The 18614-nt window shown below is 63.7% G+C and carries 16 protein-coding genes and 2 tRNA genes; 16 read left to right on the top strand and 2 right to left on the bottom strand.

Features of this window, described 5'->3' with window-relative positions:
* The first annotated feature begins 158 nt into the window (after positions 1-158).
* The 9 genes from phoU (at position 159) to ACL58G_RS25475 (ending at position 10180) form a co-directional block, all read left to right on the top strand.
* Positions 159-863, top strand: coding sequence for a phosphate signaling complex protein PhoU (gene phoU / locus ACL58G_RS25515; RefSeq protein WP_056127954.1), 705 nt, complete (start codon positions 159-161; stop codon positions 861-863).
* A 3-nt stretch (positions 864-866) separates the two neighbouring features.
* Complete coding sequence (locus ACL58G_RS25510) at positions 867-1559, top strand: response regulator (RefSeq protein ID WP_413340064.1); 693 nt, start codon at positions 867-869, stop codon at positions 1557-1559.
* A 13-nt stretch (positions 1560-1572) separates the two neighbouring features.
* Positions 1573-2865: a phosphate regulon sensor histidine kinase PhoR gene (gene phoR, locus ACL58G_RS25505; RefSeq protein WP_413340066.1), complete on the top strand. Its 1293-nt coding sequence runs from the start codon at positions 1573-1575 to the stop codon at positions 2863-2865.
* Between the two features lie 73 nt (positions 2866-2938).
* Complete coding sequence (locus ACL58G_RS25500; protein ID WP_413387686.1) at positions 2939-3877, top strand: patatin-like phospholipase family protein; 939 nt, start codon at positions 2939-2941, stop codon at positions 3875-3877.
* 43 nt (positions 3878-3920) lie between these two features.
* Complete coding sequence (locus tag ACL58G_RS25495; RefSeq protein WP_440963600.1) at positions 3921-4328, top strand: heme-binding protein; 408 nt, start codon at positions 3921-3923, stop codon at positions 4326-4328.
* 397 nt (positions 4329-4725) lie between these two features.
* Positions 4726-5889 (top strand): glutamine-hydrolyzing carbamoyl-phosphate synthase small subunit, encoded by a 1164-nt coding sequence (carA, locus tag ACL58G_RS25490; RefSeq protein ID WP_413339243.1) that lies wholly within the window; start codon positions 4726-4728, stop codon positions 5887-5889.
* A gap of 10 nt (positions 5890-5899) precedes the next feature.
* On the top strand, positions 5900-9130 hold the full coding sequence (gene carB / locus ACL58G_RS25485) for a carbamoyl-phosphate synthase large subunit (protein ID WP_413387688.1): 3231 nt from the start codon (positions 5900-5902) through the stop codon (positions 9128-9130).
* Between the two features lie 125 nt (positions 9131-9255).
* Positions 9256-9729 carry a transcription elongation factor GreA gene (greA, locus tag ACL58G_RS25480; protein ID WP_036234141.1) on the top strand — a complete coding sequence of 158 codons (474 nt, stop codon included), beginning with the start codon at positions 9256-9258 and terminating at the stop codon, positions 9727-9729.
* Positions 9730-9739: 10 nt separating this feature from the next.
* Positions 9740-10180 (top strand): DUF4149 domain-containing protein, encoded by a 441-nt coding sequence (locus ACL58G_RS25475; protein WP_440963599.1) that lies wholly within the window; start codon positions 9740-9742, stop codon positions 10178-10180.
* 51 nt (positions 10181-10231) lie between these two features.
* Here ACL58G_RS25475 and yhbY read toward each other — a convergent pair whose 3' ends face one another.
* The gene (yhbY, locus tag ACL58G_RS25470; protein ID WP_440963598.1) at positions 10232-10699 is read right to left on the bottom strand and encodes a ribosome assembly RNA-binding protein YhbY; all 468 of its coding nucleotides are present in this window, start codon (positions 10697-10699) and stop codon (positions 10232-10234) included.
* 43 nt (positions 10700-10742) lie between these two features.
* Here yhbY and ACL58G_RS25465 point away from each other — a divergent pair, with 43 nt between their 5' ends.
* From ACL58G_RS25465 to ACL58G_RS25435, 7 genes are all read left to right on the top strand, one after another.
* On the top strand, positions 10743-11390 hold the full coding sequence (locus ACL58G_RS25465; protein WP_413387691.1) for an RlmE family RNA methyltransferase: 648 nt from the start codon (positions 10743-10745) through the stop codon (positions 11388-11390).
* 346 nt (positions 11391-11736) lie between these two features.
* Positions 11737-13614 carry an ATP-dependent zinc metalloprotease FtsH gene (gene ftsH, locus ACL58G_RS25460; RefSeq protein WP_036234132.1) on the top strand — a complete coding sequence of 626 codons (1878 nt, stop codon included), beginning with the start codon at positions 11737-11739 and terminating at the stop codon, positions 13612-13614.
* A gap of 73 nt (positions 13615-13687) precedes the next feature.
* Complete coding sequence (gene folP, locus ACL58G_RS25455) at positions 13688-14530, top strand: dihydropteroate synthase (RefSeq protein WP_413387692.1); 843 nt, start codon at positions 13688-13690, stop codon at positions 14528-14530.
* A gap of 18 nt (positions 14531-14548) precedes the next feature.
* A complete protein-coding gene (gene glmM, locus ACL58G_RS25450) occupies positions 14549-15889 on the top strand; it encodes a phosphoglucosamine mutase (RefSeq protein WP_056127993.1) in 1341 nt (446 codons plus the stop codon).
* Positions 15890-15952: 63 nt separating this feature from the next.
* Positions 15953-16029, top strand: a tRNA-Pro gene (locus tag ACL58G_RS25445).
* A 52-nt stretch (positions 16030-16081) separates the two neighbouring features.
* Positions 16082-16158: transfer RNA gene (locus ACL58G_RS25440), tRNA-Arg, on the top strand.
* Between the two features lie 89 nt (positions 16159-16247).
* Entirely contained in the window at positions 16248-17183 is a 936-nt protein-coding gene (locus ACL58G_RS25435) for an MBL fold metallo-hydrolase (RefSeq protein ID WP_440963597.1), read from the top strand.
* A 4-nt stretch (positions 17184-17187) separates the two neighbouring features.
* On the opposite strand, the gene ACL58G_RS25430 is transcribed toward ACL58G_RS25435, so the two are convergent.
* Positions 17188-18417, bottom strand: coding sequence for a family 1 glycosylhydrolase (locus tag ACL58G_RS25430; protein ID WP_413387774.1), 1230 nt, complete (start codon positions 18415-18417; stop codon positions 17188-17190).
* Positions 18418-18614 lie beyond the last annotated feature (197 nt).

Here is an 18614-nt window from a genome sequence, read left to right as displayed (position 1 = left end):
GGCCTGCGATGCTCCGCTACGGCGGACCGGCCGTACCGGATGTACGGCTGCGCTTCTCGGCCACCCCTGCCGCCGCTCGCTACGGTTGTAGAGCCCCCCGAAAAGCTAACGATACGCCAGTCAAGTTAAAATTACGATATTCAATAGGAACCGAAAACATGGTAGGCGAGCACTCTTCCAAGCAGTACGACCAGGAACTGGAAGCGATCCGGTCGAAAGTGCTGCTCATGGGCGGCATGGTGGAAACGCAGTTCGACGAGGCGGTGAATGCGTTCCGCGTCGGCAACACCGAGCAGGCCGACAAGGTGGTGGCGGACGACCACGCCGTCAACCAGCTCGAAGTGCAGCTGGACGACGCCTGCAGCCACCTGATCGTGCGCCGCCAGCCGGCCGCCAACGACCTGCGTACGATCATGGCGACGATCAAGGTGATCACGGACCTCGAGCGCATCGGCGACGAGGCCGCCAAGATCGCCCGCACGGCCAAGAGCCTGCACGAGCGCGGCATGGTCAGCTTCAACCACTACGAGACGGTGCGCACGATCTCGCGCGCGACGGCCGACATGCTGCACGACGCGCTCGACGCGTTCGCGCGCCTGGACGGCAAGGCTGCCGTGCAGATCATCGCCCAGGACGACGTGATCGACCACGAGTTCCGCACCATCATGCGCAGTACCATCACGTTCATGATGGAAGACCCGCGCACGATCTCGTCGGCGCTGGACGTGCTGTGGGTGGCCAAGGCCATCGAGCGCATCGGCGACCACGCCAAGAACATCGCCGAGTACGTGATCTACGTCGTCGAGGGGCGGGACATCAGGCATAGCAAACCACAAGCCGTCGCGGCTGGCGGAGAAGGGTGATCGATGGCGGCCAACACGAGCGTCCTGATTGTCGAAGATGAGCCGGCGATCGTCGAACTGGTGAGCTATTCGCTGCGCGAGACGGGCTGGGAGATCCGCACGGCCGCCAACGTGGCGGCGGCCTGGGATTCGATCGTGCACGGCAGGCCCGACCTGCTGCTGCTGGACTGGATGCTGCCCGACCAGAGCGGCCTGCGGTTGCTGTCGCGCCTGCGCGGCGACCGCGATTTCCAGGACATCCCCGTCATCATGCTGACGGCGAAGAGCATGGAAGAGGACAAGATCGCGGGGCTCAATACCGGCGCCGACGACTACGTGACGAAGCCGTTCTCGCCGCGCGAACTGGTGGCCCGCTCGAAAGCGCTGCTGCGCCGCAAGAGCCCGCACCTGGCCGAGGCGCCGCTGTCGGCCGGTCCGGTCATGCTCGATCCGGCCAGCTGCACGGTCACCCTGGACGGCCGCCAGCTCGATATGGGCAATGCCGAATACCGCCTGCTGAAATTCCTGATGGCGCACCGCGAGCGCGTGTTCTCGCGCAGCCAGCTGCTCGACAAGGTGTGGGGCGACGCGGCGGCCGTCGAGGAACGCACGGTCGACGTCCACGTCCTCCGGCTGCGCAAGGCGCTGAAGGAAGCGGAAAAGCTGATCAAGACCGTGCGCAGCGTGGGCTACATGCTGTCCGAAAAAGAAAAATAGAAAGGTCGCCCGCTTGAATCCTCGCGTCATGTTCTGGGTCCCGGCGTTGCTGCGCCTGGGCCTGATGCTCGCGGTCGCCGGCATCGCCTGGTGGCTGCTGGGCCCTGTCTCCGGGCTGGCGCTCGCGCTGCTCATTACCCTCGGCCTGCTGATTTCCCAACTGGCCTACCTGCACAAGCTGGGCGAGTGGCTCGACGACCCGCAGAGCACGAAGCTGCCGGACGGGTGGGGCGCGTGGACCGACGTCTTCGCGCGCTTGTACCGCCTCCGCCGCGACGACGAACGCAACCGCGACGAGCTGACGGAATGGCTCGCGCGCTTCCGCCAGGCCATGCACCTGCTGCCGGAGGGCGTGGCGATCATGGACGACGTCCTGTTCCTCGAATGGTGCAACCCGGCGGCCGAGCGCCACCTGGGCCTCACGCTGGAACACGACAAGGGCCGGCGTGTGACGAACCTGATCCGCCACCCCGAATTCATCGACTACCTGATCCTCGGCCGCTACGAACAGCCGCTCACCCTGTCGATCCGCGGCCGCAAGCTGATCGTGCAGATCATCCCGTTCGAGAACCGCCGGCAAATCCTCGTCACCCACGACGCGACGGACACGGACCGCATCGAGGCGATGCGCCGCGACTTCATCGCCAACGCGTCGCACGAGCTGCGCACGCCGCTGACGGTGATCGTCGGCTTCCTCGAGATCGCGCTCGCGGATCCGGGCCTGGACGAGAAGACGCGCACCGCGCACCTGATGCTGATGACGGAACAGGCGCAGCGCATGCAGCGGCTGATCGAGGACATGCTCACCTTGTCGCGCCTCGAATCGGACGAGTATCCCCTGAAGCGCGAGCGGGTGGACGTGCGGGCTCTCGTCGAACAGGTGGCGAACGATGCGCGCGCGCTGTCCAACGGCCGCCACGAGATCGACTTCGCCGTCGACGGTCCGGACGTGATGGGCAGCAGCGAAGAGCTGCGCAGCGCGTTCGGCAACCTGGCCAGCAACGCCGTGCGCTACACGCCGCAAGGCGGGAAGATCGAGCTGCGCTGGCTGCGCGGCCCGAACGACTTGCGCTTCGAAGTGATCGACAACGGCATCGGCATCGACGAGCAGCACATCTCGCGCCTGACGGAGCGCTTCTACCGCGTCGACAAGAGCCGCTCGCGCGAGACGCAGGGCACGGGCCTCGGCCTCGCCATCGTCAAGCACGTGCTGCTGCGCCACGGCGGCAAGCTCGCGATCCGCTCGGTGCCCGGCAAGGGCAGCGTGTTTACGGCCACGCTGCCGAATACGTCGCTGCCGGGTTAATCGTCCGACCATCATCTTACGCGGCGCTTAAACCGGGGGCGGCAAACGGGCGGGATCGGGTTACAATCTCGGGATGACCTTCTCCCGACGTTCCCTTCTTGCCACGCTCGGCGCCGCGGCACTGCTCGCGGGCTGCGGCTCCACGCCCACGCAGCCGGCCGCCCCGGTGGCCGCCACGCCGGCGCCCCTTCCTCTGCGTCACGTGAAAATCGCGCTCGCCCTCGGCGGCGGCGCCGCGCGCGGCTTTGCCCACATCGGCGTGATCAAGGCCCTGGAAGCCCAGGGCATCGTGCCCGACATCGTCGTCGGCACGAGTGCCGGTTCCGTCGTCGGCGCGCTGTACGCGTCCGGCTACAACGGCTTCCAGCTGCAGAAGATCGCCCTCGACATGGACGAGACGACGATCTCCGACTGGGCCATCCCGTTCTTCAGCAAGGCCCCCGGCGTGCTGAAAGGGGAGGCGCTGCAGACCTATGTGAACAAGGCCGTGCACAACCAGCCGATCGAAAAACTGAAGATTCCGTTCGGCGCCGTCGCCACCGACCTGAAGACGGGCAAGCCGATCTTGTTCCGCCGCGGTAACACCGGCATGGCCGTGCGCGCGTCGTCGTCCGTGCCCGGCGTGTTCCAGCCGGTCGTCATCAGCGGCCGCAGCTATGTCGACGGCGGCCTCGTCGCCCCCGTGCCCGTTCGCTTCGCGAAGGAAATGGGCGCCGAATTCATCATCGCGGTTAATATCTCCAGTGCGACCGAGGCGCAGGCCACCGCGAGTTCCGTGGACGTGCTGATGCAGACGTTCACCATCATGGGCCAGCGCCTGAACCAGTACGAGCTGAAGGATGCCGACGTCGTCATCACGCCCGCGCTGGGCACGATGGGCAGCGCCGACTTCACCGGCCGCAACCTGGCCGTGCTGGCCGGGGAGCAGGCCGCGGCCGGCGTCATGGCCGACCTCAAGGCCAGGCTGAGGGCCAAACAGGGCACGCCGGCCCCGCTGTCGGCCGCGCGCTGATCGCAGACCTTTTTTGTAACGCCACACGAAAGAAAGACTCAAGATGCAAACCAAGCCCGTCCTTACCCTCGAAGACATCAAGAAGATCGCCGCCGGTGCCGAAGCCGAAGCGGTCGCGAACGGCTGGAAAGTCGTCATCGCCATCTGCGACGACGGCGGCCACCCGCTGTGGCTGCAGCGCCTGGACGGCGCCGCCCCGGTGTCGGCCCACATCGCCCCGGAAAAGGCCAAGACGGCCGCGCTGGGCCGTCGTGAGTCGAAGATCTACGAGGACATGATCAACAACGGCCGCGTGTCGTTCGCCCGCGCGCCGGAGCTGGACGGCATGCTGGAAGGCGGCGTGCCCATCGTCGTCAATGGTGAAGTCGTCGGCGCCGTGGGTGTGTCGGGCGTGAAATCGGCGGAAGACGCGCAGATCGCCAAGGCCGGTATCGCCGCGCTGGGCTTGTAATTTACGTTTACGTCAAGTCGGCGGGCGTGGTGCGATGAAACGTCGCGCCCGCCCGCCGATTTTTTTTGTGGTGTGTAGCGTGGGCACCTGTGCCCACGCGTGCGTCCGCGTGTCGCGCACTGCCGTGCGGGCTCGGGGAGCCCGCCCTACGCGCTGGATTCGATATGTGAATGGATTTCCAGAGAGTATTTAGACGAAAACCGAAGGCAAGGCGATTGCCGGCCGATATAAATCACGCTATAATTCAGAGGTTTAGCCATCACTTATCTGCCGTAGCGACTACCCACCCAAACCTCTATCTAGCGACCTGTGACACTGGGCGAGATGCATGCCCACACCCCCTGTCCGGGCCGGTCTGACGTGGCGCAGCCTACGGCAACTTTATCGGGAGTTGCCCTTGCCGCCATTTTTTTCTGGCCCAGCCGTTCCAGCCATCCTCGCTCTGGCAGACGGAACCATTTTCAAAGGATATTCGATCGGCGCCGCCGGTCACACCATCGGTGAAGTGGTATTCAATACCGCCATCACCGGGTACCAGGAAATCCTGACCGACCCCAGCTATTCGCGTCAGATCGTCACGCTGACGTACCCCCATATCGGCAACTACGGCATCAATGCCGAAGACGTCGAAGCCTCGAAAGTCCACGCCGCCGGCCTGATCATCCGCGACCTGCCGCTGCTGGCCTCGAATTTCCGCTCGACCCAATCGCTGGCGGACTACCTGAAGCAGGAAAACGTCGTCGCCATCGCCGGTATCGACACCCGCAAGCTGACCCGCATCCTGCGTGAGAAGGGTGCCCAGAACGGCGCGATCCTGACCGGCACGCAGGGCAATGAGCCGTCGGAAGCGCAGGCGCTGGAACTGGCGCGCTCGTTCCCGGGCCTGAACGGCATGGACCTGGCGAAAGTGGTCTCCGTCAAGGAACCGTACACCTTCGACCAGACCGAATGGAAGCTGGGCGAGGGCTACGGCAAGCAGGAAAACCCGCAGTTCCACGTCGTCGCGTTCGACTACGGCGTCAAGCGCAACATCCTGCGCATGCTGGCCGAGCGCGGCTGCAAGATCACCGTGCTGCCGGCGCAGGCCACCGCGGAAGAAGCCCTGGCGCTGAACCCGGACGGCATCTTCCTCGCCAACGGTCCGGGCGACCCGGCCGCCTGCGACTACGCGATCGCCGCGACGAAGAAAGTGATCGACTCGGGCATCCCGACGTTCGGCATCTGCCTCGGCCACCAGATCATGGCGCTGGCCTCGGGCGCGCAGACCGTCAAGATGAAGTTCGGCCACCATGGTGCCAACCACCCGGTGCAGGACCTGGATTCGAAGCAGGTCATGATCACGTCGCAGAACCACGGTTTCGCAGTGGATGCCGCGACCTTGCCGGCCAACTGCCGCGTGACGCACGTCTCGCTGTTCGACGGCTCGCTGCAGGGCTTCGAGCGCACGGACAAGCCGGCATTCTGCTTCCAGGGCCACCCGGAAGCGTCGCCCGGCCCGACGGACGTCGCCTACCTGTTCGACCGTTTCATCAGCAAGATGCAAGCCCACGCCAGCAAGTGAGAAGAAATAAATGCCAAAACGTACTGACATCAAAAGCATCCTGATCATCGGCGCGGGCCCGATCGTCATCGGCCAGGCGGTCGAATTCGACTACTCCGGCGCCCAGGCCTGCAAGGCGCTGCGCGAAGAAGGCTACAAGGTCATCCTGGTCAACTCGAACCCGGCGACCATCATGACGGACCCGGAAACGGCCGACGTCACCTACATCGAGCCGATCACGTGGAAGGCCGTCGAGCGCATCATCGACAAGGAGCGTCCCGACGCGATCCTGCCGACGATGGGCGGCCAGACCGCGCTGAACTGCGCGCTGGACCTGCACCGCCACGGCGTCCTCGACAAGTACAAGGTCGAACTGATCGGCGCCACGCCGGAAGCCATCGACAAGGCCGAGGACCGCTTCAAGTTCAAGGAAGCGATGACGAAGATCGGCCTCGGTTCGGCCCGTTCCGGCATCGCCCACTCGATGGACGAAGCACGTGCCGTGCAGCGCGAACTGGGCTTCCCGACCATCATCCGTCCGTCGTTCACGATGGGCGGTTCGGGCGGCGGCATCGCTTACAACGAAGAAGAATTCGAAGCGATCTGCAAGCGCGGCCTGGAAGCGTCGCCGACCTCCGAACTGCTGATCGAAGAATCGCTGCTCGGCTGGAAAGAGTACGAGATGGAAGTCGTCCGCGACAAGAAGGACAACTGCATCATCGTCTGCTCGATCGAGAACCTGGATCCGATGGGCGTGCACACCGGCGACTCGATCACCGTCGCGCCGGCACAGACGCTGACGGACAAGGAATACCAGATCATGCGCAACGCGTCGATCAACGTGCTGCGCGAGATCGGCGTCGACACGGGCGGCTCGAACGTGCAATTCTCGATCAACCCGAAGGACGGCCGCATGATCGTCATCGAGATGAACCCGCGCGTGTCGCGTTCGTCCGCGCTGGCATCGAAGGCGACCGGCTTCCCGATCGCGAAGGTTGCGGCGAAACTGGCCGTTGGTTTTACGCTGGATGAGCTGCGCAACGAGATCACCGGCGGCGCGACCCCGGCCAGCTTCGAGCCGTCGATCGACTACGTCGTCACCAAGATCCCGCGCTTCACGTTCGAGAAATTCCCGACTGCGGACAAGCACCTGACGACGCAGATGAAGTCCGTCGGCGAAGTGATGGCGATGGGCCGCACGTTCCAGGAATCGTTCCAGAAAGCGCTGCGCGGCCTGGAAGTCGGCGTCGACGGCCTGAACGAAAAGACCCGCGACCGCGAAAAGATCGAGGAAGAACTGGGCGAGCCGGGTCCGGAACGCATCTGGTACGTGGGCGACGCGTTCGCACAGGGCTTCACGCTGGAAGAGGTGCACAACCTCACCAAGATCGATCCGTGGTTCCTCATCCAGATCAAGGAAATCGTCGACATCGAACTGTGGCTGGATCACCAGAAGCTGGAAAGCCTCGACAAGCCGACGCTGTACAAGCTTAAGCAGAAGGGCTTCTCGGACCGCCGCCTCGCGTTCCTGATGCAGACGACGCCGGAAGCCGTGCGCGCCAAACGCCACGAGTTCGGCATCCGTCCGGTCTACAAGCGCGTCGACACCTGCGCCGCCGAATTCGCGACCAATACCGCGTACATGTACTCGACGTACGACGAAGAGTGCGAGTCGAACCCGACCGACAAGAAGAAGATCATGGTGCTGGGCGGTGGCCCGAACCGCATCGGCCAGGGCATCGAGTTCGACTACTGCTGCGTGCACGCGGCCCTCGCGATGCGCGAAGACGGCTACGAGACCATCATGGTCAACTGCAATCCGGAGACCGTGTCGACCGACTACGACACCTCCGACCGCCTGTACTTCGAATCGCTGACCCTGGAAGACGTGCTGGAAATCGTCGACCTGGAAAAGCCGGAAGGCGTGATCGTCCAGTACGGCGGCCAGACCCCGCTGAAGCTCGCGCTGGATCTGGAAAAGAACGGCGTCCCGATCATCGGCACGTCGCCGGACATGATCGACGCGGCCGAAGACCGCGAGCGCTTCCAGAAGCTGCTGCAGGACCTGGGCCTGCGCCAGCCGCCGAACCGCACCGCGCGCACGGAAGCCGACGCGCTGGCGCTGGCGTCCGAGATCGGCTATCCGCTCGTCGTGCGTCCGTCGTACGTGCTGGGCGGCCGCGCGATGGAGATCGTCCACGAGCAGCGCGACCTCGAGCGCTACATGCGCGAAGCCGTGAAGGTGTCGAACGATTCGCCGGTGCTGCTGGACCGCTTCCTGAACGACGCGATCGAAGTCGACGTCGACTGCATCTCGGACGGCGAGACGACGTTCATCGGCGGCGTGATGGAACACATCGAGCAGGCCGGCGTGCACTCGGGCGACTCCGCGTGCTCGCTGCCGCCGTACTCGCTGTCCCAGGCGACCATCGATGAACTGAAGCGCCAGACCTCGCTGATGGCGAAGGCGCTGAACGTCGTCGGCCTGATGAACGTGCAGTTCGCGATCCAGCAGTCGGAAGTCGACGGCCAGACCGTGGACACCGTGTATGTGCTGGAAGTGAACCCGCGTGCCTCGCGTACCGTGCCGTTCGTGTCGAAGGCGACGGGCCTGCAGCTGGCGAAGATCGCCGCGCGCTGCATGGTCGGCCAGACGCTCGCACAGCAGGGCATCACGAAAGAGATCGTCCCGCCGTTCTACAGCGTGAAGGAAGCCGTGTTCCCGTTCGTGAAATTCCCGGGCGTCGACACGATCCTCGGCCCCGAGATGAAGTCGACGGGCGAAGTGATGGGCGTGGGCACGACGTTCGGCGAAGCGTTCGTCAAGTCGCAGCTGGCCGCCGGCATCACCTTGCCGACGACGGGCCGCGTGTTCCTGTCGGTGAAGGGTTCGGACAAGCCGCGCACCGTGAAAGTGGCGCGCGACCTCGTCGAACTGGGCTTCTCGCTCGTCGCGACGAAGGGCACCGCGGCCGTCATCGCCGCCGCCGGCATCCCGGTCACCCCGGTCAACAAGGTGATCGAAGGCCGTCCGCACATCGTCGACATGATCAAGAACCACGAGATCGCGATGGTGGTGAACACGGTCGAAGAGAAGCGCAGCGCCATCGCCGACTCGCGTACGATCCGTACGTCGGCACTGCAGGCGCGCGTGGTCACCTATACGACCATCGCCGGCGCCGAGGCGGCCGTGCAGGGCATGCGTCACCTGGACGAGTTGCGGGTGTACGATTTACAAGGCCTGCATAAAACCTTAAACTAAGCGGCGATGCGGTAACATAGCAGCACCGCTTAGCAGTACCCAAGACCACAGAGTTCGCGCGGCTTGCGCCGTGCGGCTCTGTGGTTTTCACTTGGTACGTCCGCAAACACTGAGAACAGAATACGATGAACACTCCATTGACCAAATTCGGCGCCGAGAAGTTGAAGGAAGAGCTGCACCAGCTCAAGACCAAGGAACGCCGCAACGTGATCGATGCGATCGCCGAGGCGCGCTCGCACGGCGACCTGTCGGAAAACGCCGAGTACGACGCCGCCAAGGAGCGCCAGGCCTTCGTCGAGGGCCGCATCGCCGAGCTGGAACAGAAACTGTCCACCGCGCAGATCATCGACCCGGCCACGCTGGATGCGGAAGGCCGCGTGGTGTTCGCCTCGACCGTCGACCTCGAAGACCTCGACAACGGCCAGAAGGTCACCTACCAGATCGTGGGCATCGATGAAGCCGACCTCAAGGAGAACAAGGTCTCCGTCACCTCGCCGATCGCGCGCGCGCTGATCGGCAAGTACGCCGGCGACGTGGTCGAAGTGCAGGCCCCGTCCGGTCCGCGCGAATACGAAATCCTGGAAGTCCGTTACGTCTAAGTTCGCCACGATGCTTGCCAATGCGCGCCTGCTGCTGGCCGCCCTGTGGGCCGGCAGCGTGTGGGCCGTCAGCTACCTGGCCGCGCCGAGCGCCTTTGCCGTGCTCGACAGCACGCAGGCCGGCAATGTCGTCGGCGTCATGTTGACGCGCTCGGCCTGGCTGGCGATCGCGCTCGCCGTGCCGCTGGCGCTGCTGACGTCGCGTGCGGCGGATGTCGACGCGCGGCGCAAGCGCTGGCTGTATGCGCTGATCGCCGGCATGCTGGCATGCAGCCTCGTCGTCTACCTGGGCCTGCAGCCGATGATGGCGGCGATCCGCGCAGCGGCCGGGCCGGCCGGCGTGCGGGCGTCGCCGCAGTGGGGGACGTTCGCGGCGCTGCACGGGGTCTCGCAGGTGTTGTACCTGGCCGAGAGCATCCTTGGTGCGCTTCTTGTTGTGAAGGCCCGCTGAGGCATAAAAAAACCGGGGTAGCGGCCCCGGTTAATTTTTGGTGAACACGGCTTATTTCAGGGCCGTCTTCTTGGTGCTGGCCTGACGTGGCTTGGCCCGTTTGATGTTGCCGCCTTGCGTGACGCGCTCGTTACCTTTCAGCAGGACCTTGGTTACGGTCGGCTTCTTGGTGCCGCTCGGGCTCGGCTTGACGATGGTAACTTCGCGCAGGCCCTTACCGGCCTTCGTCGAACGTTCCTTGATGTCATCCTTCTTCGGGCGGTACAGCACGAGCAGCTTGCCGATGTGCTGGACCGGCGCGGCGTCGAGTTCCGCGCAGATGCGTTCGTAGATCGCGATGCGTTCTTCACGGTCGTCGCCGAACACGCGTACCTTGATGAGGCCGTGTGCGTCGAGGCTGGACGCGATTTCCTTCATGACGGCCTCGGTCAGGCCGTCTGCGCCGATCATGACGACAGGATTGAGGCCGTGGGCTTCCGCACGCAGCGCTGCACGCTCGACCGGTGTAAGTTTGATCATGATGTTATTTTGAGATACCTATTAAAAGCAGTATTTTACGCGAATGGCCAAGAACAAATTCAATAAAAACTGGATCCACGATCACATCAACGATCCGTATGTCAAATTGGCACAGAAAGAGGGCTATCGGGCCCGTGCGGCCTACAAGCTGAAGGAAATCGACGAAAGCGAAAAGCTCATCAAGGCGGGCCAGGTGATCGTCGACCTCGGCTGCACGCCCGGCAGCTGGGGCCAGTACACGCGGCGCAAGCTGGCCGGCGGCGAGGAGGGCGGCATCAAGGGCACGATGATCGGCCTGGACATCCTGCCGATGGAGCCGATCGCCGACATGCATTTCATCCAGGGCGATTTCCGCGAGCAGGAGGTGCTCGACGAGCTGGCGGGCGTTCTCGAAGGCCGCATGGCCGACCTCGTGTTGTCCGACATGGCGCCGAATCTGTCCGGTATTCCGTCGGCGGATGCGGCGCGCATGGAGGATTTGATCGATCTCGCTATTGAGTTCTCTCAAATGCACCTCAAACCTTCAGGGGCATTGTTGGTGAAATGCTTCAAGGACATGGGATTCACCCAGGTCCTGGAGAAGTTCCGCACCGAATTCAAGGTCGTCAAACAGATCAAACCGAAGGCCAGCCGCGACAAATCCTCGGAAATTTTCCTGCTGGGGCGTGGGTTGAAAAATCCGGCCGCCTGAAATTGCGAAAATCGACGGAAACGCCCTTGATTTCCTGCAGTACAACCGCACATCAGCAAAGGACAGCCACGTCTGTGTGCATCATGGCTGCGCAACGGAAATAAAAACCGGCTATAGTGGAGAAAAGGGAACCTTGAAAAACCGTCGCGAGCGGCCGCAATGTTGTGTGAGAAGCGCAGCTGTACGAGAGTACAGCGAGCATCGCAGCACGACAGTGCAACGCGCAGCAGGTTTTTCAACGTCCCGGAAGGCACTATGGCGGTCGTGCGTGGCACGGGCTGCTTATTGCGGTAAAATCTGCCTTTGAAAAAATGGGAAAAGATGCGTTCGCATCAGAGGAGTCTTCGTGAATAATATGTTTTCCAAATCCGCCATCTGGGTGGTCGTCGCGCTGCTGTTGTTCATGCTGTTCAAGCAGTTCGACAACCACAGCGTCGCGGGCGGCAGCAAGACCATTGCTTATTCCGAGCTGCTCGATGACGTCAAGGCGAAACGCATCAAGGACGTCGTGATCGAAGGTTCGAGCATCACCGCGACCCGCACCGACGACACCAAGGTCCGCACCACCGCGACCATGCTCGACCGCGGCCTGATCGGCGACCTGCGCGACAACAACGTGCGCTTCGACGTCAAGCCGCCCGAGGAACCGTCGTTCCTCCAGCAAGTCTTCATTTCCTGGTTCCCGATGCTGCTCCTGATCGGTGTCTGGGTGTTCTTCATGCGCCAGATGCAGGGCGGCGGCAAGGGCGGGGCGTTCTCGTTCGGCAAGTCGAAGGCGCGCATGATGGACGAGACGAACAACACCGTCACGTTCGCCGACGTCGCCGGCTGCGACGAAGCGAAGGAAGAAGTGGGCGAGATCGTCGATTTCCTGAAGGATCCGACCAAGTTCCAGAAACTGGGCGGCCGCATCCCGCGCGGCGTGCTGATGGTTGGTCCCCCGGGTACCGGTAAGACGCTGCTGGCCCGCGCCATCGCCGGCGAAGCCAAGGTCCCGTTCTTCTCGATCTCCGGTTCGGACTTCGTCGAGATGTTCGTCGGCGTGGGCGCGTCCCGCGTGCGCGACATGTTCGAGAATGCGAAAAAACACTCGCCGTGCATCATCTTCATCGACGAGATCGACGCCGTCGGCCGCCACCGTGGCGCCGGCATGGGCGGCGGCAACGACGAGCGCGAACAGACGCTGAACCAGCTGCTGGTCGAGATGGACGGCTTCGAGGCATCGTCGGGCGTGATCGTGATCGCCGCGACCAACCGTGCCGACGTGCTGGACAAGGCGCTGCTGCGTCCGGGCCGTTTCGACCGCCAGGTGATGGTGGGCCTGCCGGACATCCGCGGCCGCGAGCAGATCCTGAATGTGCACATGCGTAAAGTGCCGATCGGCACCGACGTGAAGGCGGACATCCTGGCGCGCGGCACCCCGGGCTTCTCCGGCGCCGACCTGGCCAACCTCGTCAACGAAGCCGCGCTGTTCGCCGCGCGCCGCAGCAAGCGCCTGGTCGAGATGAGCGACTTCGAAGACGCGAAGGACAAGATCTTCATGGGTCCGGAGCGCAAGTCGATGGTCATGCGCGAGGAAGAGCGCCGCAACACCGCGTACCACGAGTCGGGCCACGCGGTGATCGCCAAGCTGCTGCCGAAGGCCGATCCGGTGCACAAGGTCACGATCATGCCGCGCGGCTATGCCCTCGGCCTGACCTGGCAGTTGCCGGAGCACGACAGCCTGTCCGGCTACAAGGACAAGATGCTGGAAGAGATCTCGATCCTGTTCGGCGGCCGTATCGCCGAGGAGATCTTCGTCGGCCAGATGTCGACCGGCGCATCGAACGACTTCGCCCGCGCGACCAAGCTGGCCCGCTCGATGGTGACCCGTTTCGGCATGTCGGAAAGCATGGGCGTGATGGTCTACGAGGATGATCCGAACGAAGGCTTCTTCGGCGGCTCCGTGAAGACCATCTCCGAAGCGACGCAGCAAAAGGTCGATGCCGAGATTCGCAACATCCTCGACACGCAGTACACGCTGGCCCGTCGCCTGCTGGAAGAAAACCGCGACAAGGTCGAAGTGATGACGAAGGCGCTGCTCGAATGGGAAACCATCGATGCCGACCAGATCAACGACATCATGGCCGGCCGCGAGCCGCGCCCGCCGAAGTCGGTGGTCCTGACCAAGCGCACGCCTCCGAGCGACAGCGGCGTCGCCCCGAACGCGACCGCCCCGGCCTGACCAGCGCGGTCTCTCCTCGAAAAGGCACCCCGAGCGGGTGCCTTTTTATTCTTTATTCCGTTGGTTTTTCGTCATGCGTCAATACCTGCAGTGCGGCCGTTTCGGCTATAACCTCGCCCAGCGCCCGCTGGTCATGGGCATCCTCAACGTCACCCCCGATTCCTTTTCCGACGGCGGCCGCTACCAGGGCCTCGAATTCGCCGTGGAGCGGGCCGAACAGATGATCAAGGACGGCGTCGACATCATCGACATCGGCGGCGAATCCACGCGGCCGGGCTCGCCCAGCGTCCCCATCGACGAAGAACTGCGCCGCGTCATGCCGGCGATCTACGCGTTGCGCGAACTGGGCTATCCGCTGTCGATCGATACCTGCAAGCCCGAGGTGATGCGCGAGGCGATCATCGCGGGCGCCGACATGATCAACGACATCAACGGCTTCCGGGCGCCCGGCGCGATCGAGGCCGTGAAGGACGGCGACTGCGGGCTGTGCGTGATGCATATGCAGGGCACCCCGCAGGACATGCAGGCACAGCCCGAATACGTCGACGTCGTGGCCGACGTGATCGCGTTCCTGCGCGAGCGGATCGATGCGCTGCTGGCGGCGGGTGTGGCACGCGAACGCATCACGATTGATCCCGGATTTGGTTTTGGGAAGAGTGTCGAGCATAATTATGCTTTGCTCCGGAGCATAAATCGCATGGAAAGCGAACTCGGCCTGCCCGTATTGGCGGGCCTGTCGCGCAAATCGATGATCGGCGCCGTGACGGGCCGCAGCGTCGAGCAGCGGCTGGCCGGCAGCCTGGCCGGTGCGCTCGCTGCGGTAGCGCAGGGCGCCCGGATCGTACGGGTCCATGATGTGGCAGAGACGGTGGATGCGCTGAAAGTCTGGCAAGCGGCCACTACGAATAATCAATAGATGAAGAGAATTTAATTAATGGCACGCAAATATTTCGGTACCGATGGCGTACGCGGCCTGGTGGGCAAGTCGCCCATCACCCCTGACTTCGTGATGCGGCTGGGCTATGCCGCCGGCAAGGTGCTGGCCAAGGACAAGGCCGGCACCAGCGAACGTCCCACGGTCCTGATCGGCAAGGACACGCGCATTTCCGGCTACATGCTGGAAGCGGCGTTGGAAGCCGGTTTCTCGGCAGCCGGCGTCGACGTGATGCTGGCCGGCCCGATGCCGACCCCGGCCATCGCGTACCTGACGCGCGCACTGCGCCTGCAGGCGGGCGTCGTGATTTCGGCCTCGCACAATCCTTTCCAGGACAACGGCATCAAGTTCTTCTCCGGCCATGGCACCAAGCTGCCCGATGCCGTCGAGCTCGAAATCGAGGAGATGATCGACCAGCCGATGGGCTGCGTGTCGTCGGAAAAGCTGGGCCGGGCCACGCGCCTGCGCGACGCGCAGGGCCGTTACATCGAATTCTGCAAGAGCACGTTCCCGAACGAGCTCGACCTGCGCGGCCTGAAAATCGTCGTCGACTGCGCCCACGGCGCCGCCTACAACATTGCGCCGCACGTGTTCCATGAACTGGGCGCCGAAGTCATCGAGCTGGGCACCAAGCCGGACGGCTTCAACATCAACGACGGCGTCGGCGCGACGGCACCGAAGGCGATGGCGGCCGCGGTCGTCGAGCACGAGGCCGACCTCGGCATCGCGCTGGACGGCGACGCCGACCGTTTGATCATGTGCGACGCCAAAGGCCGCCTGTACAACGGCGACGAGCTGCTGTACGTGATGGTGCGCGCGCGCATGGCGACCGGCCCGGTGGCCGGTGCCGTCGGCACCCTGATGACCAATATGGCGCTGGAAGTGGCGTTCAAGGACATGGGCATCGGCTTCGCGCGCGCGAAGGTCGGCGACCGCTACGTGCTGGAAATGATGCAGGACCGCGGCTGGCTGCTGGGCGGCGAAGGCTCGGGCCACCTGCTGGCACTGGACAAGCATACGACCGGCGACGGCATCGTGTCGGCACTGCAGGTCCTGACCGCGCTCAAGCGTTCCGGCCAGGGCCTGGCCGAGTGCTGCAGCGACCTGACGCTGTATCCGCAGACCCTGATCAACGTGCGCGTGCAGCCGGGTACCGACTGGACGAAGAACGCGGCTGTCGTGGCGGAGAAGGAAAACGTCGAGCGCGAACTGGGCGACAATGGCCGCGTGCTGATCCGCCCGTCCGGCACGGAACCGCTCGTGCGCGTCATGGTGGAGGCGAAGAACGCGGAACTGGCCGAGTCGATGGCCAAACGCATCGCCGCGCGCTTCGAAGTCTGACCATCCGCCGGGGCGAGCCCCTTCATTGACGCCTCCCTCCCGGCGGGGTATGATCGTCCCAATCGGAGTGTAGCGCAGCCCGGTAGCGCACCTGCTTTGGGAGCAGGGGGTCCAAGGTTCGAATCCTTGTACTCCGACCACCGTTTGCAAACGGGCTGTCCTCGACGGCCCGTTTTCATTTATGAAGCCATACTGCCCATAGCTCAGTTGGATAGAGCATCAGCCTTCTAAGCTGAGGGTCGCTGGTTCGAACCCAGCTGGGCAGGCCATCCCCCATCCTTTCGTTGACTGCAGGCTAGCGAACGCCGGCGTGCAAACCCCCATGCTAGCCTTGACTCGACAATGGCAAGGAGGCGGCATGGTGATGGTCCGGGCGGTGTTGACGATGGTGATGTTCCTGTCGGGTTGCGCGGTCGCACACGCGCAAACGAAGGCGCCCGAATCCGCCACGCTCGCGCTCAGGCTGCCACCGGCGGGCGCGCCCGCTGAAGCGAACGGCACCGTCCAGTTCATCGGCACCGCGACGGTGCTGATCCGCTACCAGGGCTTCACGATCCTGACGGATCCCAATTTCCTGCACAAGGGCGACCACGTGCACCTCGGCTACGGCATCACGTCCGAACGCCTCACGAATCCTGCCCTGACTCTCGAACAGTTGCCGCCGATCGATCTCGTCGTGCTGTCGCACTTGCACGAGGATCACTTCGACAAGCTCGTGCAGGAAAAACTCGACAAGAACATTCCCATCATTACGACCAAGTCGGCGGCGAACAAGCTCAAGGACATGGGCTTCCAGCGCACGTTCGGCCTGTCGACGTGGGACCGGATCGACGTCGAAAAAGGCGAGGCCCGGCTGCGCATCACGGCAGCCCCGGGCCGCCACGGCAAGGCGGGCATGCAGGCGCTGCTGCCCTCGGTGATGGGATCGGTCCTCGACTTCGGCCCGAACACGGCGGCCCCGGCCTATCGCATGTATGTCAGCGGCGATACGCTGATTTACGACGACCTGAAGGCGATCCCGCAGCGGTTTCCCGGTGTCGATCTGGCCCTGCTGCACCTGGGCGGCACGCGCATCCTGGGTGTCTTCAAGGTCACGATGGACGGCAAGGACGGCGTGACCCTGATGCAGATCGTCCAGCCGAAAAAGACGATTCCCATCCATTACGACGACTACGACGTGTTCAAGTCCCCGCTGTCGGACTTCGCACGGGAAGTGAAAGCGGCCGGACTCGACCAGCAGGTCGTTTACCTGGCGCACGGCGATACCTACACGTTCGGGCCCAGCGAACACTAATCGATTACTCGCGCTCTTCGGTGCGCGGCGCCAGGGTTGCGTCGTCGTCGAATGGCCAGCCGCTCGGCGGCGGCACATGGCGCTGGAATTCGTGCGGCATCACGATCGGCACTTGCAGGCAGACGCTTTGCGTCGGCAGCACTTCCATCCACGCGCGCACGAGCTCCTTGTAGGCGATGCCGACGGGACGGATCTTGCGGTTGAGATCGAACAGGCCCAGCGCATTGACGTTGCCGTTGTTCTCGCGCAGGGCCGTGTCCCAGTCGACCTGGTCCGTCAGCGAATACCAGGTGAACCCGACGAGCGGCACGCCGTTGTTGCGCACGCGCAGGACGTTCGCCCACTCCTTGCGCAGCCAGTGCACGGCCTCGTCGCCGCGCGGCCCTTCGCACAAGTTCGTTTCCGTGTGCATCACGGGCAGCCGGTAGCGGTTGTAGTACTGGTGCGTGATGACCGCATAGCCGAAAATCTCTCCCGCCGCCCGCGTCAGCCCGTCCGCCGACACATAGTGCTCGTTGGTCTGGTAATAATCGTTGCCCATGATGCAGTGGTGCTTCAGATTATTGTTCAGGAAGAAGTGATACTCCTCGCGCGTCATGCCGTTGTCCATCATGTATTCGTACATTTCGGAATCGACGCGGCGGCCGTAATTCAGGTCCAGCGACAGGAAGCGGCGGGCGTTGTACAGCTCGGCGGGGCCGATGGCGGACGGGCTTTCGGCGTGAAAGTATTCCGTCGATTCGCTTTGTACGAACAGGGCGTCCGGACGCACTTGCAGGATCGCATGCATGGCCAGGATGTTTGCCTTGACGAGGTTCTTCGTCGCCGTGACGAAGCCGCGGTCCGTCGTCAACTGCTCGTTCCACCAGCCGTACAGGGCGGAGAAGAGGGCGCAGATCGACATCTCGTTGATCGGCGTGTACAACTGCAGCCACGGGTAGCGCCGCGCGAAGGTGCCGGCATACTCGGCGAACAATTCGGGAAAATCCGGATTCTGGAAGTTGCCGATCCAGTCGGGCACGCCGAAGTGGCACAGGTCGACGATCGATGCGATGTTGCGCTGGCGCAGGTCGTTGAGCGCCAGGTCGGCGAATTCCCAGTCGTAGCGCTTGGGCCCGAGCCACGTCTTGTGCAAGGGCGGCCCGTAGCGCAGGACTTTCAACCCGAGTTCCTGCACGAGGTCGAAGTCCGTGCGCCAGTATTTGTAGTGGCCGCACTTTTCCATCTCGTCCATACGCACGCGACCGTTGTCGATCGTGGGGATGCTGTTTTCGATACCCGTAGCGAAAATAAATCCTGGCGACATGCGAACCTCTGGCTGCTGATCGGTCCAATTCATTGTAGCCGGGATTGCAAACAGCGTTCCGAACCGTGCGCGCCCCCATTTGCGCGCGCCCCCTTTACTGTCGCGTGTAAGCTGTGCTATCAATA

It is taken from the genome of Massilia sp. GER05 (assembly GCF_052056005.1).
Lineage (GTDB): Bacteria > Pseudomonadota > Gammaproteobacteria > Burkholderiales > Burkholderiaceae_D > Telluria > Telluria orientalis.
This window is presented reverse-complemented; position numbering and strand designations above follow the sequence as displayed.

Coding starts and splice junctions, on each gene's coding strand:
- phoU (WP_056127954.1), top strand. CDS start 159: ATGGTAGGCGAGCACTCTTCCAAGCAGTACGACCAGGAACTGGAAGCG.
- ACL58G_RS25510 (WP_413340064.1), top strand. CDS start 867: ATGGCGGCCAACACGAGCGTCCTGATTGTCGAAGATGAGCCGGCGATC.
- ACL58G_RS25500 (WP_413387686.1), top strand. CDS start 2,939: ATGACCTTCTCCCGACGTTCCCTTCTTGCCACGCTCGGCGCCGCGGCA.
- ACL58G_RS25495 (WP_440963600.1), top strand. CDS start 3,921: ATGCAAACCAAGCCCGTCCTTACCCTCGAAGACATCAAGAAGATCGCC.
- carB (WP_413387688.1), top strand. CDS start 5,900: ATGCCAAAACGTACTGACATCAAAAGCATCCTGATCATCGGCGCGGGC.
- greA (WP_036234141.1), top strand. CDS start 9,256: ATGAACACTCCATTGACCAAATTCGGCGCCGAGAAGTTGAAGGAAGAG.
- ACL58G_RS25475 (WP_440963599.1), top strand. CDS start 9,740: ATGCTTGCCAATGCGCGCCTGCTGCTGGCCGCCCTGTGGGCCGGCAGC.
- yhbY (WP_440963598.1), bottom strand. CDS start 10,699: ATGATCAAACTTACACCGGTCGAGCGTGCAGCGCTGCGTGCGGAAGCC.
- ACL58G_RS25465 (WP_413387691.1), top strand. CDS start 10,743: ATGGCCAAGAACAAATTCAATAAAAACTGGATCCACGATCACATCAAC.
- folP (WP_413387692.1), top strand. CDS start 13,688: ATGCGTCAATACCTGCAGTGCGGCCGTTTCGGCTATAACCTCGCCCAG.
- glmM (WP_056127993.1), top strand. CDS start 14,549: ATGGCACGCAAATATTTCGGTACCGATGGCGTACGCGGCCTGGTGGGC.
- ACL58G_RS25435 (WP_440963597.1), top strand. CDS start 16,248: ATGGTGATGGTCCGGGCGGTGTTGACGATGGTGATGTTCCTGTCGGGT.
- ACL58G_RS25430 (WP_413387774.1), bottom strand. CDS start 18,417: ATGGACGAGATGGAAAAGTGCGGCCACTACAAATACTGGCGCACGGAC.